10 protein-coding genes and 1 pseudogene are annotated in these 14,306 nt (G+C 63.0%); 7 read left to right on the top strand and 4 right to left on the bottom strand.

Annotated features, from left to right (window positions below):
* Positions 1-143 precede the first annotated feature (143 nt).
* Positions 144-1,286: an ABC transporter ATP-binding protein gene (locus AB7G19_RS13655; RefSeq protein ID WP_441267870.1), complete on the top strand. Its 1,143-nt coding sequence runs from the start codon at positions 144-146 to the stop codon at positions 1,284-1,286.
* Positions 1,287-1,289: 3 nt separating this feature from the next.
* Entirely contained in the window at positions 1,290-2,156 is an 867-nt protein-coding gene (locus AB7G19_RS13650; protein ID WP_441267869.1) for an ABC transporter permease, read from the top strand.
* A gap of 128 nt (positions 2,157-2,284) precedes the next feature.
* On the opposite strand, the gene istB is transcribed toward AB7G19_RS13650, so the two are convergent.
* Together istB and istA are read right to left on the bottom strand one after the other, a co-directional pair.
* Positions 2,285-3,148: an IS21-like element helper ATPase IstB gene (istB, locus tag AB7G19_RS13645; RefSeq protein ID WP_039183785.1), complete on the bottom strand. Its 864-nt coding sequence runs from the start codon at positions 3,146-3,148 to the stop codon at positions 2,285-2,287.
* Between the two features lie 8 nt (positions 3,149-3,156).
* A pseudogene (gene istA, locus AB7G19_RS13640) lies at positions 3,157-4,647 on the bottom strand (IS21 family transposase); the annotation flags it as partial.
* Positions 4,648-5,613: 966 nt separating this feature from the next.
* Between istA and AB7G19_RS13635 the strand changes: the two are divergent.
* On the top strand, positions 5,614-6,723 hold the full coding sequence (locus tag AB7G19_RS13635) for a hypothetical protein (RefSeq protein WP_441267868.1): 1,110 nt from the start codon (positions 5,614-5,616) through the stop codon (positions 6,721-6,723).
* A gap of 50 nt (positions 6,724-6,773) precedes the next feature.
* On the opposite strand, the gene AB7G19_RS13630 is transcribed toward AB7G19_RS13635, so the two are convergent.
* Both AB7G19_RS13630 and AB7G19_RS13625 read right to left on the bottom strand, forming a co-directional pair.
* A complete protein-coding gene (locus AB7G19_RS13630) occupies positions 6,774-7,556 on the bottom strand; it encodes an enoyl-CoA hydratase/isomerase family protein (protein ID WP_166100021.1) in 783 nt (260 codons plus the stop codon).
* Between the two features lie 129 nt (positions 7,557-7,685).
* Positions 7,686-9,776: a molybdopterin oxidoreductase family protein gene (locus AB7G19_RS13625; protein ID WP_441267867.1), complete on the bottom strand. Its 2,091-nt coding sequence runs from the start codon at positions 9,774-9,776 to the stop codon at positions 7,686-7,688.
* A 237-nt stretch (positions 9,777-10,013) separates the two neighbouring features.
* Here AB7G19_RS13625 and AB7G19_RS13620 point away from each other — a divergent pair, with 237 nt between their 5' ends.
* The 4 genes from AB7G19_RS13620 to AB7G19_RS13605 are packed head-to-tail and all read left to right on the top strand — an operon-like array spanning position 10,014 to position 14,295.
* Positions 10,014-10,985 (top strand): Bug family tripartite tricarboxylate transporter substrate binding protein, encoded by a 972-nt coding sequence (locus AB7G19_RS13620; protein ID WP_441267866.1) that lies wholly within the window; start codon positions 10,014-10,016, stop codon positions 10,983-10,985.
* Positions 10,986-11,000: 15 nt separating this feature from the next.
* Positions 11,001-11,471: a (2Fe-2S)-binding protein gene (locus AB7G19_RS13615; protein ID WP_441267865.1), complete on the top strand. Its 471-nt coding sequence runs from the start codon at positions 11,001-11,003 to the stop codon at positions 11,469-11,471.
* Entirely contained in the window at positions 11,468-13,600 is a 2,133-nt protein-coding gene (locus AB7G19_RS13610; protein ID WP_441267864.1) for a molybdopterin cofactor-binding domain-containing protein, read from the top strand. The genes AB7G19_RS13615 and AB7G19_RS13610 overlap by 4 nt, the downstream gene beginning before the upstream one ends.
* Positions 13,597-14,295 (top strand): molybdate ABC transporter substrate-binding protein, encoded by a 699-nt coding sequence (locus AB7G19_RS13605; RefSeq protein WP_441267863.1) that lies wholly within the window; start codon positions 13,597-13,599, stop codon positions 14,293-14,295. The genes AB7G19_RS13610 and AB7G19_RS13605 overlap by 4 nt, the downstream gene beginning before the upstream one ends.
* Positions 14,296-14,306 lie beyond the last annotated feature (11 nt).

The following is a 14,306-nucleotide window of genomic DNA, read 5'->3' as shown; positions in this document are numbered from 1 at the left end:
CGTGATGCATCAAATAGCCTTGGTTGCCGTCGATCACCAGCCTCCTTGACAGGGCTCCGTAAATGGTGCACCAAATATCAAAATATGGATATCGGGCGACCGTCCCGGCCGGCGAAGCGCCTCTCAGGGATTCAAGAGTGATTATGATCGCCAAGTCCAACAGCGATGCCTCAAACGGGCACCAGAGCCTAAATTCCCTCAAAGGCGGGGCCATCGCCATCCAAGGCGTTTCGAAACGATTCGGACCGATCGTCGGTGTCGATTGTGTCGATCTTCACGTTGAGGCCGGGGAATTCCTCTCTCTGCTCGGCCCCTCGGGCTCGGGCAAAACTACTCTGTTGATGATGCTCGCGGGATTCGAGATGCCGAGTTCGGGGTCGATCACCTTGGGCGGGCGGGATCTGACCCATGTTTCACCCAACAAGCGCGGCATCGGAATGGTCTTCCAGCGCTACGCCCTGTTTCCGCATATGAGCGTGGCACAGAACGTCGCGTTTCCGCTCAAGATGCGCGGCATGAGGAAGGGCGAAATCGCTTTCTTGGTCGAGCAGGCGCTCTCGCGTGTCCGGCTTCAGAATCACGGTGGCCGCATGCCCGCCCAGCTTTCGGGTGGCCAGCAGCAGCGTGTGGCGGTGGCGCGCGCCTTGGTCTTCCAGCCGCCGGTCCTTCTCATGGATGAACCGCTCGGTGCTCTCGACAAGAAGCTACGCGAAGAACTTCAGATCGAAATCAAGACGCTGCACGCCAGCCTGGGCATCACGATCATCTACGTAACCCATGATCAGGAAGAGGCGCTGACAATGTCCGACCGGATCGCGGTCATGGACAAGGGGCGCATCCAGCAACTCGGCAGCCCCGTCTCGCTCTATCACGAGCCCAGCAGCAGCTTCGTCGCCGACTTCATTGGCAAGATGAATTTCCTCAATGGGGTCGTAACTGGGCTCGACGATCGCCGCATCGAGATCGTGGTCTCGGGACAGACATTCGATGTCGCACGGTCTCAAATAGGTGGGCGCGAGGATGTCGCCATTGGACGCTCCGTGCGGATTGCGGCGAGGCCAGAAAGTCTGAGCCCGACGGACGACGACGAACGAGCCATAGCGGGCGAGATCGAAACGTCGATCTTCCTCGGTCCGCATCGAACGCTGATTGTACGAACGAAAGACGGAACCCAGCTCCAGATCCAGGTTCCATCGTCCCATCGGGACACCGGCGTCTCGCCACGCGGGCGGACTTTCGTGCGGCTAAACCCGGCCGCCGTTCGTGTCTTCGCGGGCGAGGCCTAAGCCATGGCAAACACGACAATCGCCGACGCGGAACGCTCGGTGGCCGGCAAGCTCTCCCGCCCCGCCTCGCTCGTTCTCGCGCTGCCGCTCGTCCTGCTGCTGGGGTTCGCCTTTCTCCTGCCGGTCGCGAAACTGCTGCTGGGCAGCATCTTCACGCCGACGCCGACGGCGGAGCAGTATCTGCGCATCGCCGAGGAGCCGATCTTCCTGAGAATATTCCTGCGCACCGTCCAGACGGCCGCGATCGTTACGCTTCTTGCCTTTCTGCTGGGCTATCCCGTGGCACTGGTAATGTCGCAGCTCGGCGCGCGCGCCGCGATGCTGGTCGCGGCCTGTGTCCTGATTCCGCTTTGGACCAGCGTGCTCGTCCGCTCCTACGCCTGGATCGTGCTGCTGCAGAGGACGGGGATCGTCAACAACGCGCTGCTGAACTGGGAGCTGATCAATCAGCCGCTGAAGCTGATCTACACCGAGGGGGCGGTCATCGTCGCGATGACGCATGTGCTCATGCCCTACATGATCCTACCGATCTTCTCCTCTCTGCGCTCGACCCCACCTGAGCTCGAGCGCGCAGCGAGGAATCTCGGCGCCGGACCCTGGACGAGTTTCTTGGCCGTCACGCTGCCGCTTAGCCTGCCCGGCGTCTATGCAGGGGCGACCATGGTCTTCATCCTGTCGCTTGGCTTCTACGTCACGCCGGCCTTGGTGGGCGGCCCGCAGAACCTGACCATCGCAACCTTGATCGGTCAGCAGACCACGGAATTGCTCAACTGGCCCTTCGCCGGGGCTTTGGCCGGTGTTTTGCTCGTGATGACGCTCGGCCTCATCGGCGCATTCAGGCGGTTCCTCCGCTTTGGAAAAGGTGCCTGATGTCGACCTTGTTTGAAACGACTCCCGCAGGGACGCTGGAACCCGCTCTGTCATCTAATCCAGCGTTCTCGCCCGCGATCGGTCGATGGCTCCTGAACGGGTTCGCCGGCCTCGTATTGATCTTCCTGTCAATCGGCCTGTAAATTTGACCCCTCATCGGCGTCCAATTTTGACCCCTTCGTGCGCCGCGGTTTGACGGTAGCGCTCGGCTCGTTGGAGCTGGCCGGGATAGCGGAGACGAGACGAGCGCGGGTGGCGTGATCGTCGTCGCGGCTTTTGAAGCGCCAGCTGTCATTGCCGGTCTCGACGATGTCACAGTGATGGGTCAACCGATCGAGCAGCGCGGTGGTCATTTTGGCGTCGCCGAACACGCTCGGCCATTCGCCGAAGGCGAGATTGGTGGTCACGATGACGGAGGCGCGCTCATAGAGCCGGCTGACGAGGTGGAAGAGAAGCTGGCCACCGGACTGGGCGAAGGGCAAATAGCCGAGTTCATCCAGCACAATGAAGTCCATCCGGGTCAGATGCTCGGCGAGCCGTCCTTGCCGTCCGTTGCGGGTCTCGGTCTCGAGGCGATTGACGAGGTCGACTACGTTGAAGAAGCGGCCGCGGGCACCGGATCGGATGCAGCTTCTGGCGATGGCAATGGCCAGGTGGGTTTTGCCTGTGCCGGTGCCGCCAACCAGCACGACGTTGCGTTGTTGGGCGATGAAGCCGCCGCCAGCAAGATCATTGACGAGAGTCTGATTGATCGGCGTGCCGTCGAACTGGAAGTCGGCGATGTCCTTGGCAAGCGGAAGCTTGGCAATGGTGAGCTGGTATTTGATCGACCTGGCTTGCTTCTCGTTGATCTCGGCGTTGAGCAGGTCGCCGACAATGCGCTGAGGTTCGTGCTGGCGCTTGACGGCAGTTGCCATGATCTCGTCGAAGGCAGCCTTCATGCCGTAGAGCTTGAGTTCGCCCATGAGGTCGAAGATTTGGGTTCGTTCCATCAGATGGTCCTCCGGAGGTTGTCGTAGCGGGCACAATCGGCGATCGGTGCATGACGGAGCGTCAGTGCGGCCGGCGTCATGATGTTGGCCGGTGGGGCGGGTTCACGTTGACGGGCCAGGATATTGAGAACGACATCGGCCGAATGGACGCTGTGACTGAGCGCTTCGGCACAGGCCGCTTCCACCGCGGGCAGACCGTCAGTCAGCACCGCGTTGAGGATGTCGACCATCTGCCGATTGCCGTCGTCGGTGCTGGCAAGCTTGCGCCGGATCCGCTCGATCGCGGCTGGCAGCACCCAGTCTTTGAAGGGAGCACCGTTGCGCAAGGCGCCGGGTTTGCGGGCGAGCACCGGCACATAATGCCAGGGGTCGTAGACGGTATCGCCGCGGCCAAAGGATCGCGGGTGCTCGGCAACGATGCGTCCATCCTGACGGATCACGATGCGATCGGCATAGGCTTGAACCTCGACCGGTCGTCCGACTGCGCTGGCTGCGACCGAGTACTTGTTGTTGTCGAAGCGCACCAGGCAGGTCTTCGAGACCGATGCCGTCACCGCATGGAAGCCGTCGAAGCGGCCGGCATAGGGAACGAGTTTGGGGCGTTCGGCTTCGAACACTTCCCAGATCGTCTGATCGACCAGCTCCGGATGGCGATGAACCTTGGCGTAGGCGATGCATTTGTCGAGCAGCCAGGCGTTTAACTCGTCGAGGTTTTTGAACCGCAGCCGCGGCGTGAAGAAGCGTTCCCTGACCAGCCCGACCTGGTTCTCGACCTGCCCCTTCTCCCAGCCCGACGCTGGCGTGCAGGCGACCGGATCGACCAGATAGTGGCTGCACATCTGCAGGAAGCGGCGATTGTAGAGACGCCCTTTACCGACGAAGATCGTCTCTACGGCGGTCTTCATGTTGTCGTAGATGCCGCGGGTGCAGGTGCCTTTGAACAGGGCGAACGCCCGGTCGTGGGCGTCGAACACCATCTCCTGCGTCTCCCGCGGATAGGCCCGCACGAACAGCATGCGGCTGTGACAGAGCCGGACATGGGCGGCCTTCACCATCACCGTGGTGCCGCTCAGCAAGACCACCTCGTGGCTCCAGTCGAACTGGTAGGCTTCGCCTGGGGCAAAGCTTAGCGGGACATAAGCAGCCGCGGTCGATTGCCCGCGTTCCTTGCTCCACCGCCTGGCGTAACGCCGCACCGCATCGTAGCCGCCGTCATAGCCACGGCTGCGCAGCTCTTCGAAGATCCGGATTAACGTCAGCTGTTCACGAGCCGGTTTGGCCGCGTTCGCCGCCAGCAGTCCGTCGAGCTCTACTGCCCATCGTCCCAGCTTTGGCCGCGGCTGCACTTGCCGCTCGTACTCGAAGGAGGTCTCTCCTGACCTCAGCACCTTCCGGACCGTGTTCCGCGACACCTTCAGGTCACGGGCAATCTCCTTGATCGTCTTGCCCTTGATGAAGTGCTCGCGCCGAATCCGCGCAATCGTCTCCACGATCAGCATCCTCGACCACCTGCTTCATTCCAAAGCAGGCAGCGCAACAGACCAACCTATAGGGGGTCAATTTTGGACGCCGATCCCCCGGCTTAGGGGGTCAATATTGCAGGCCGAATGACACCTTAATGCAAGTTCACGATCGAATCTGTCGGATAGGCCATTGATCATGCATCCAAAGCAGTTGACTGCCTGCTAGCGGTCCCCCGACGACCGCAACCGAAACAATAACTATTGCCGCCTTTTGGGGATTTCGCCGATCAAAATTGGTTCTCCTCGAGAACTGCACGCCAAAGGCCTCCTTTTTGCACGCTATTGTGGCCTATCGCCGCCAAGCCGCACTGCGCAGTAGAGAGGAAAATTCTTTCACCGTAAAAGTCCCTTTAGGACCCACCCCAACTCCCGCTCCACCGACCACAAGCCGCGAGCAACCTAGATCTTCCGGATCGGACGTCGTTCTTCTGCAAATTCAGCTCTTTTTGCACCAAGCGGGCACCCAACAGTGAGATCAGACCGCCCATTTTCACCGCGCCCCGCGCTGCCTGCCCGCTACCCACCCGCTGGGACCTGGCCCGCGATGATGAGAGCAGACATGGCCGCAGCCTATCTGGACTTTGGGGACACAAGCGAGCTCGCGCGTGCAATCGGTCGAGGGGACGCACCGCCACCAGTCAGCTGGCGCGGAACAGGACGGCTGCGGCAGCCAGTTTGGTCGAAGGCGATCGTGGACCAGTTCGCAGCGCCTATCGGGACAAGACATCTTCGAGAAGCGGAGGACCTATTATGCCTCGTATGATGTCATTTGATACGGCACCGACACTTCCTCGATATTGTCGACGAAAACTATTAGCGAACAATAGGGTCGCCTATTACTTCGAGCCGCCAACCTGGGCTCGCCGACAGGGCTGCGACTTAGGCCCTGAAGCGTTAGGGAGCGATTACGCTAGTGCCGTCGAGCGTGTTGAGAAGGTCCTCTTGCCCGCGTTCGACAGCTGGCGCTCGCGAGGCTTAAGTGACATGATCCCCGCCCCTCCCGAACCCGGCACGTTCGATTGGCTAGTCAGCATCTTCCAGGCTCACCAGAAGTGGGACGAAATCGACAGCAACACTCAGCGTCAGTACAGGAAAAGCCTCGCACTCTTCGCCAATCACGAGTTGAAAGATGGAAGTCGTGTTGGGTCGAAGCAATTGTCCGATTTCACAAAGGCCTTCGTCGACGCAGTCTATGGAAAGCTGCTAGTAGTAACAAAAGTAGGTAGCAATGGAGAGGTAATCGTCCGCGAACGTCGACGTTATGCAAATGTGGCCATGGCGAGCTGCCGGCGCGCCTGGTTCGTTGGCCAGCGCGCCCAGGAAAAGATGGTACCGGCGAGCAATCCATTTTCACGGATGGGACTAAAATCAAGTGCACCCGGACGGCCAATACGGCCCACGCCGACCGCAACGTGGGATGAACTTGTCGCTTTCAGAGCCGCCGCGACAAAGCTTGACTACCGCTCGATCGGAACTGCTGCTTTGTTGGCATGGGAGTGGTTACAGCGGGAGCAGCACGTCTTCGGCGCCTTCGACATTTCGCACTATCGCCCAAGCGAGCGGCCAAATAGCGTCAGGATCGTGCATCCAAAGAATGGAGAGGAAGCCTGGTGGCCGCTGCTAGACGAAACGGGCGCCCCTCTCTTTCCCGAACTTATGGAAGAGCTCGACGAGATTAAAAAGACCTCGCTCTCGGGCCTGGTATTCCGACGCGACCATGCGCATCGTCGGTCAAAAACCCCGCTTCCATGGATTACCCCACGCAAAGACCTGCGCTATCTGCGCAGCGTGGTAAAGAAGATAATCGCGGAGGCTGGCCTTCGTCAGGAACTTTCCTTTACTTCCTTCCGGCACGGAGGATTCACCGAAGGCGCCGACAGCGATCTCACGGATGCAGAGTTGCGCGCCGCTGGCCGTCATAGGTCGAGCCGCCAACTGCCAACCTACGCCAAGCGCACCGGAAAGCAATTGATCAGAGCCACCAAGAAACGTCGCGAGGAGCGGGCAAGATCGCTCTTTGTTCGACTAAACGCCAATCATCCCTTGGAATGAAGGTGTATTGGGCGACCGCGGCATCTAACGAATGTAAATGAAATGATCGCCTATTTTCCCGTCCAGACCGGCTTCCTCTTCTCGCCGAAGGCCTTCAGGCCTTCCTTCGCGTCCTCGGTCATCGCGAGCAATGCGATCTGGCTCTCCGTGTAGGCGATACTCTCGTCGAACGACATCGAGGCGATGGCGCGCATGGCATATTTGCCGCGACGGATCGCGGTGGGGGATTTGTCGACGATGCGGCCGATCAGCCAGTCGACCTTGGCATCGAGTTCGCCGGTGGGCACAACGTAGTTGAGCAGGCCCGCAGCTTGCGCGGCTTTCGCGTCGAACGGCTCGCCGGTGAGCGCCCATTCGTTGACGAGTCGCGGCGGCGCGATGCTCTGCAACAGGCTCAGCACCTGCATCGGGAATACGCCGACCTTGACCTCCGGCAGACCGAAGATGACGTGATCGGCCGCAATCGCCATGTCGGTCATGCACAACAGGCCCATGCCGCCGGCCATGCAGACGCCGCCGACTCGCGCAATCGCCGGCTTCGTCGCATTCTGCGACAACCGCAGCAGATCGGCATAGTCGACGTTCGGCTTGGAATGATCCATCGCGAACGCCGCGCCGGAATTCTGCAAGTCGGCGCCGGCGCAGAACGCCTTGTCGCCTGCCCCCGTCAACACGATGACGCGGACGTCCTTGTCGTCATGCGCGTCGCGATAGCCTTTGGTGATGCTGGCGATAACCTCGCCGTTCAATGCGTTGCGTTTCTCCGGCCGGTTGATGGTGATCCAGAACGCCTGCCCACGCTTTTCGGTGATGATTGCTGTGGTGTCGGTCATGGTACGCTCGCTTCCTTGCTCCCGTTTGCAGCCATTTGCGGCAGCTCGGGCGGCAGGCGCAAGGGCAATCTGCGACGAGGCATTGCTTTAGCGCCTCGACACAAATTGGCGGGCGAGCGAAGCGCGCGCTCAGGGCGAGACCGTTTTCCTGATCCAGACCTTGTTGTCGTGGAATGCAGCTCCCCCGATCGGCGCGATCGTATCGGCTCCAGTCAGCACGTTGATGCCGCGGCCACCGATATGATTCTTGTTCGGGTGAACGGATTCCGCGATCAGCACGCCGCGCCGCACGCCGTCGAACAGCGTTGCGAGCAGCGTGGTCTCGCCGCGGGTGTTGCCGAGCGTCACGGCGTCGCCGTCGGCGATGTCGAGCGCGGCCGCATCCAGCGGATGGATCATCACGCTCGCTCTGCCTTCGCGCGCCTGCGAGGACGGCGTCTCGTTGAAGGTGGTGTTGAGGAAGCTGCGCGAGGGACTGGTCGCGAGCCGGAACGGATGGGCTTGATCGGTATGCTCGATCACCGCCCAATGATCCGGCAGCGACGGCATCTTGTCGAAATCGCCCATCGTCTGGCCGAACGGCGGATGCGCCCAATCGGCCTTGAAATGGAATTTCTTGTCGGCATGGGCAAAGCCGTCGAGATAATGCGAGGTCCGGAAGTCCGGTTGCAGGTCGCGCCAGATGTCGGCTTCGAGACCAGCGATGTCGCCGTGGTTGCTGAGCTTCAGCGTCGCGTCGATCAATTCGCGCGGCGTCATTTCGAAGCCCGGATGCTTCGCGCCAAGCCGCGGCGCCAGCGCCTGCATGACCTGATGGTTGGAGCGGCATTCGCCGGGCGGGTCGATCAGCTTCGGCCCGACCGAGATGTGCTGGTGGCCGCCGCCGTGATAGAGATCGTCATGCTCCATGAACATGGTCGCCGGCAGCACGATGTCGGCCATCTCGGCCGTCTCGGTCATGAACTGCTCGTGCACCGCCACGAACAGATCCTCGCGCGCAAACCCCTGACGCACCAGCGCCTGCTCCGGTGCCACCGTCATCGGATTGGTGTTCTGGATCAGCATCGCCTTAATCGGCCCCTTGCCGAGCAAGGCTTCGGCGTCGCCGGTAAGAATGCGGCCGACCTGCGACTGATCGAGCGCCCGCGTGGTCTTATCGATCGCGTCGTGGCCCTCGATGAGGGATTCATTGAAGTGCCACAGCGCGTAATTGTTGAAGAAGGCGCCACCGCCTTCATACTGCCAGGCGCCGGTCACCGCGGGAACACAGAGCGCCGCATGCATTTGGGTGGCGCCGTTGCGCGAGCGGGTGAAGCCGTAGCCGAGCCGGAAGAAGGTCCGTTTGGTCTGGCCGACCAGTTTCGCAAAGGCCTCGATCTCGGATACCGGCACGCCGCAGATCGCGGACGCCCACTCCGGCGTGCGCGTCTTCAGATGCGCCTCGAGCTCATCGGGGCAGTCCGTGTACTTGTCCATATAGGCGCGGTCGGCGTAGCCATCGCGGAACAGGACATGCATCACGCCGCACGCGAAGGCGCCATCGGTGCCGGGCCGCAGGATGATCTTGATGTCAGCCTGCTTCATGGTCTCGTTGTCGTAGATGTCGACGGCGGCAATCTTGGCGCCGCGCTCCTTCCGCGCACGCGCGGCATGCGTCATCACGTTGACCTGCGTGTTGACCGGGTTGGTGCCCCAGATCACCACAAGATCGGAGAGCGCCATCTCGCGCGGATCGACGCCGGCAATCTTGCCGGTGCCGATCGCGAACCCGATGCGCCCGACATTGGCACAGATGGTCTGATAGAAGCGCGAATATTTCTTCACATGCGTGAGGCGATTGAGGCCGTCGCGCATCACCAGCCCCATCGTGCCGGCGTAGTAATAAGGCCAGATCGATTCCGCGCCATACTCGCGCTCGGCCTTGTTGAAGCGATCCGCGATCTCGTCCAGCGCCTCGTCCCACGAGATCCGCGCGAACTGCCCGGAGCCCTTCGGCCCGGTGCGGCGCATCGGATACATCAGCCGCTCGGGGTGATGGATGCGCTCGGCGTAACGGGCGACCTTGGCGCAGACGACGCCAGCCGTGTAGGTCTGCTTTTTCGAACCTCGGACGCGGCCAATGCTGCGGCCCTCGACCACCTCGATATCGAGCGCGCAGGCCGAGGGGCAGTCGTGCGGACAGGTCGAATGGCGGATTTCGATCTTGGCGTGCTGGTTCATGTCCAAATTCGTAACACCAAAATAACGGGCAGCCGAGGGCATTTATCCGGCAATGCCCATGCGATTTGCTCAAATCGCGCGCGCCCGCGGTTCCTGCCGCGCCTGCGAAATGCTGCGGGATCACACCGAAAACCGCCCGATATTCCCTGTTCGACCAGCTTTGTGAGGCGTCGACAGTCCACGTTCCCTGCCGCTACAGTGCCAGCCAACAAGAACGACATCAGGGAGGTGGGCATAATGGCCCGACGTTTTATGCTGGCGCTGGCCGTAAGCCTGTTCGCCGCACTCTCGGCATCCCCCTCATTGGCACAGGATTACCCGACCCACGCCGTCCGGATCGTGGTGCCCTTTGGCGCCGGCGGGCCGGCGGACGTCGCGGCCCGGCTGATCGGCAACGTGCTCCAGGAGAGCTTTGGCCAGCCCTTCGTGGTCGAGAACCGCACCGGCGCGGGCGGCGTCATCGGCACGGTCGAAGCGGCGAAGTCGCCGGCCGACGGCTACACGCTGCTGATGATGTCCAACACCCAGACCGCGAATGAATCGCTATTGACGCCGGACAAGCGCAAATACGAGCTGATGCGCGACCTCGCGCCGATCGCGCCGGTGAACTACTCCGATCTCGTCATCGTGGTGAACCCGCAGGTTCCGGCGAAGACGCTGCAGGAGTTCATCGCGCTCGCCAAATCGCAGCCGGGCAAGCTGAACTACGCCTCATCCGGCCAGGGCACGCCCTATCACATGGCCGGCGAGCTGTTCAAAGCGATGGCCGGCATCGATGTGGTCCACGTGCCCTACCGCAACAGCGGCGAGGCGCGCAGCGGCGTGATCGGTGGACAGGTGCAGATGATGATCGACGCCGTGCCGGCGATGGCGCCGAATATCGGCGAGAACCAGGTCCGCGCGCTCGCGACCACCGGCAAGGAGCGCTCGGCCGTGCTGCCGAACGTGCCGACCGCGGGCGAAGCCGGCGTCGCAGGCTATGAGGCGACGATCTGGCTTGGCCTGATGGCCCCGGCCGGCACGCCGAAGCCTGTCATCGACAAGCTCAATGCCGCCGTGAACGCAATGGTGAAGCGACCGGACATCGTAAAGCTCTGGACCGAGCAGGGTGCCGTACCCATGTCCATGACGCAGGGAGAATTCGAAAAATTCCTTCGCGGCGATATCGAGAAATGGGCCGATGTCGTCAAGAAGTTCGACAAGTCCTGAGGTCGCGGAACGATCATGCCGACCATTCGATTTCAGCTCAACGGCGCGGCGATGGCCGTGGAGGCCGATCCCGACCAGACGCTGCTCGATGTGCTGCGCGGCCGGCTCGGCGTCACCGGTCCGCATTTCGGCTGCGGAGCCGGTGAGTGCGGGGCCTGTCACGTCATGGTCGATGGCCGCGCGATGGCCTCCTGCGACATGCCGATGTGGTCAGTGGCGGACAAGGACGTCGTCACGGTGGAAGGCCTCGGCACGGCCGAGCAGCCGCATCCGCTGCAACGCGCCTTCGTCTCCGAGCAGGCGATGCAATGCGGTTACTGCGTCTCAGGAATCCTCATCAGCGCGGCGGCGCTGCTGAAGCGCAATCCTTCGCCGACGGAGACCGAGGTCAGAGCCGCGCTCGATCGCAATCTGTGCCGCTGCGGATCGCATAATCGCATGGTCCGCGCCGTGATGCGCGCGGCAGCGGAGACGGCGACGTCATGAGTGTGCCGTCCCCCGTCCCGAAACTGCCGGTTAGCCTCGCGGCCAATCCAAAGCTGTCGTCCTGGGTGCGGTTCAGCGGCGAAGGCGGTGTCGCAATTTCGCCCGGCAAGGTCGAGATCGGCCAGGGCATCGTCACGGCGCTGGCGCAGATCGCCGCGGACGAACTCGACGTCGATATCGGCAGGATCGAGCTGATCCGCGCCTCGACGGCGGCCAGCCCGAACGAGGGCGTCACCTCGGGCAGCCTTTCGGTCCAGCAATCCGGCCGCGCGCTGCGACAGGTCTGCGCCGAGGTCCGCCAGCGCTTCCTCGCTGCCGCATCGGAGCGTCTCGGCGTCGATGCGGCGCTGCTCGATGTCGATGACGGCACGATCTCGGGTCCCGGCAATGTCAGGACCAGCTATTGGGAGCTGGCTGGCGACGTCTCGCTCGACCGCGACGCCACCGCGGGCGTCGTTGCGAAGCCCGCTGCCACACGTGGTGTCGCCGGACATTCGGTCCAGCGGGTCGACATTCCCGACAAGGTGTTTGCGCGACCGCGTTTCATTCACGATTGTGCATTGCCGGACCTGGTACACGGCCGCGCGCTGCGGCCTGACATCTCCGGAGCCAGACTGATTGCGCTCGACGAGACGGCGGCGCGCGCCGTTCCCGGCCTCGTCGCGATCGTCCGCGACGGCGGCTTTGCCGGCGTGGTTGCCGATAGCGAGGCTGCGGCGGAAGCCGCACTGAAAGCCTTGCGCAAGGGCGCAACCTGGTCAGCCGGCGAGCCGTTGCCCGACGAAGACGATCTCGCGGGCTTCCTGAAGAGCCAGCCGATCGAAACCACCGTCATCGACGCCAGAGCAGCGGCAGCGACGAAGAGAGCTGCGCGCACCCTTCGCCGGAAATACACCCGTCCCTACATCGCACATGCCTCGATCGCGCCATCTTGCGCCATGGCGCGATGGGACGGCGATCGTCTCCATGTCTGGACCCACAGCCAGGGCGTCTATCTGCTGCGCGCCGATCTTGCGATCGTGCTCGAGCTGCCGGCCGAGAACATCGTCGTCGAGCATATGGAGGGGGCCGGCTGCTACGGACACAATGCGGCCGACGACGTCGCGCTCGATGCCGTGTTGCTGGCGAAAGCCGCCGGCGGCCGCCCGGTGCGGGTGCAGTGGTCGCGCCATGACGAGATGTCTCATGCGCCGTTCGGCGCAGCGATGGCCATCGAGATCGAGGCCGACCTCGATGCGGACAGCGAGATCGTCGGCTGGCGCCATGCGATCTGGAGCAACGGCCATGCCGCGCGCCCGGGACGCGCGGCGCAGCCGGCGCTGCTTGCGGCGACCGAGATCGCGAACCCCTACCCGCGCATGATCTCGACGAATCCACCGGCCGCCAATGGCGGGGGCGGCGACCGCAACTCCGTTCCACTCTACGACCTTCCGGCCTGGACCATCACGAGCCACCGACTGCTGACGATGCCGGTGCGCACGTCGGCGCTGCGGACCCTGGGCGGGCAAGGCAATGTGTTCGCGATCGAATCCATACTCGACGAGATCGCGGTCCTGCGCGGCGAGGACCCGATCGCGTTCCGCCTGCGTCATCTCCGCGACGAGCGTGCCAGCGACGTCATTCGCGCCGCGGCACGGCGCGCGCAGTGGAAACCGCAAAAACAGTCTGGCATCGGCCACGGCGTCGGCTTCGCCCGCTACAAGAACACGGGCGCCTATTGCGCCGCGATCGCGGAGATCGAAGGCACCGACGACATTCGCGTCAGGCGGTTGACGCTTGCGGTCGACGTCGGCGAAGCCATCAATCCGGACGGCGTCATCAACCAGATCGAGGGCGGTGCGATCCAGGCCACGAGCTGGGTGCTGAAGGAACGCGTCCGCTTCGACCGGACGCGCATCACCTCAACGTCATGGACGGACTATCCGATCCTGACTTTCAGCAAGGTGCCGGCGGTGGATGTCGAAATCATCCAGCGGCCGGAGATCGAGCCGGTCGGCGCCGGCGAGGCCGCGCACGGTCCCGTGACGGCGGCGATCGCCAATGCGGTCTACGATTGCCTCGGCGTGCGCGTGCGCGACCTGCCGATCACAAGCGACAGGATCATCGCAGCCATGGAGCTTGCATCGTGACGACAGTGACCATTTTGAGCGGCGGCGCGGCGCAAGGCCTGGTGCGCGGCCTCGGCGAGCCCTTCAAGACGCAGACTGGATTCGGCATCGATGGCGAGTTCGGTGCGGTTGGTCTCATGGCCGACAAGCTGCGCGCCAGCACGCCGGCGGATCTCGTGATCCTCACGCAGGCGCTCCTTGCGAAGCTCGCCGCGGAGAAGCTCGTCGTCCCCTCCTCGATCGCAGATATCGGCCGGGTCGAGACCGCGCTGGCGGTCCGTAACCGCGATCCGAAAGTCACGGTGAAGACTGAGGCCGATCTCCGCGAGGTGCTGCGATCCGCGGATGCCATCTACGTTCCGGACACCAAAGCCTCGACCGCGGGACAGCATGTCGCAAAAGTGCTGGATCAGCTTGGGATCGCCTATGAGGTCGCATCGCGTCTCAAGATCTTTCCGAACGGCGCGACCGCGATGCGCGAGCTTGCTGCATCCACCGCAACTCGGCCGATCGGATGCACCCAGGCGACCGAGATCATCGCGACCGACGGCATCGCGCTGTCGGGGTCGCTGCCGCCGGGCTGCGCACTGGTGACGATGTACACGGCCGGCGTCACGGCGCGGGCCGCACACCCGAAGGAGGCGGCCGCGCTGATCGCACTGCTGACCGGCGCAGACCGGAAGGAGCTGCGCCAGCGCGTCGGCTTTGCCGGCTAGATACGGATGGC

This window comes from Bradyrhizobium sp. 215_C5_N1_1, from assembly GCF_052075935.1.
GTDB lineage: Bacteria > Pseudomonadota > Alphaproteobacteria > Rhizobiales > Xanthobacteraceae > Bradyrhizobium > Bradyrhizobium barranii.
The sequence above is the reverse complement of the archived record's forward strand: the minus strand, read 5'-3'. Positions and strand labels throughout refer to the sequence as shown.